The organism is Streptomyces sp. NPDC002513 (assembly GCF_053595355.1).
Map to the genome: position 1 here is coordinate 1 of NZ_JBSFXK010000167.1, position 1,141 is coordinate 1,141.

At 66.5% G+C, this 1,141-nt stretch carries 2 protein-coding genes; both read left to right on the forward strand.

Annotated features, from left to right (window positions below):
- On the forward strand, positions 1–636 hold a 636-nt coding region (locus tag ACWD5Q_RS35520), incomplete at its 5' end, for an IS630 family transposase (RefSeq protein WP_451431193.1).
- Positions 637–723: 87 nt separating this feature from the next.
- Complete coding sequence (locus ACWD5Q_RS35525) at positions 724–1,077, forward strand: DUF5959 family protein (RefSeq protein WP_451431194.1); 354 nt, start codon at positions 724–726, stop codon at positions 1,075–1,077.
- The last annotated feature ends 64 nt before the right edge of the window (positions 1,078–1,141 follow it).

Genomic DNA, 1,141 nt, shown 5'->3' on the forward strand with positions numbered 1-1,141 from the left:
GGTGGAACGGCAAGCCACTCGACCGCCGCCACACCAGCCACCTCGCCCGACTCGAACTCAGCCTCGCCGCGTAGCCGAATGGGCAACAGGGTCGAGGCCGGGCAGTCAATGACTCCGCCGCGTGCCAGGACCTGGGGCCGCCGAGGCTGCACGCCGGTCGTGCGGGTACGCGGCCGCGGTTCCGGGCGAGTGTCGATGGCGGGAATGACTTGCTACAAGACTGGTGAGCGGGCCCGGCTGTTCTATGCGGTCCGGGAGTACACCGGGCGCAAGGACCAGCCGAAGGGCTTCGGCTGGCGCGACTTCCGTGATCTGATCGTCCGGGCCCGCATCCAGTTGGGCGGACCGATCGTGCTGGTCTGGGACAACATCCGACTACACCTGACGAAGCCCCTGCGCGAGTTCATCGACGCGAACGCCGAATGGCTCACCGTCATTCAGCTGCCCACCTACGCGCCCGACCTCAACCCAACCGAGGGCGTGTGGTCCCTGGTCAAGCGCGACATCGGCAACCTCGCCGCCGCCGGCCTCAGCCAAGTCACCCGCGCGGTCAAGCATCGGCTCAAGACGCTCCAGTACCGGCCGGACGTGATCGACGGCTGTCTCGCCGGCACCGGCTTGGCCCTGGCCACGTGACTCCGCCATGCCGGGTCCTGACTGTGTCGCTCGTCCAGCGATAGGAGACGATGCAGTCCGCATCAGCACACGAAAGTGAGCAGCTTCATGACCGAGCCCGCTCCGATGGACCTTATCCACCTGGCTGATCCGGACGGGAATCGCTGCATCGTCCGCGTCACTGGGCGGTTCCAGCCGGGCGTGCTGACCGGCCACGACATCCTGCACGCGGACGTACTCGCCTCCGCGAGTTTCGTCGACGCCCGGCTCGACCTTTACCTCTTCCAGCATGACCTGGACTCCTGGGAGCAGGAGCTGTCCAGCCTGGGACCAGGCCAGACAGCCAGCATCGGCGGAGACCGCGGCCTGAGCCTCGACATCCACGTACACGAAGACGGCTGGCTGTCGATCCAGGTCAGCGACCCGGACCGCCTTAGAACTCCTAACAAAGTGAGAGGTTGACCAGTCGGCGCCAGCAGATGATGCCGCAGGCCAGGCTGAGGAACGCTTCGTGGATGTCGTCGCG

Bases quoted from the DNA above. Each gene is read 5' to 3' on its own strand.
- ACWD5Q_RS35525 (WP_451431194.1), top strand. From the start codon at position 724: ATGACCGAGCCCGCTCCGATGGACCTTATCCACCTGGCTGATCCGGAC.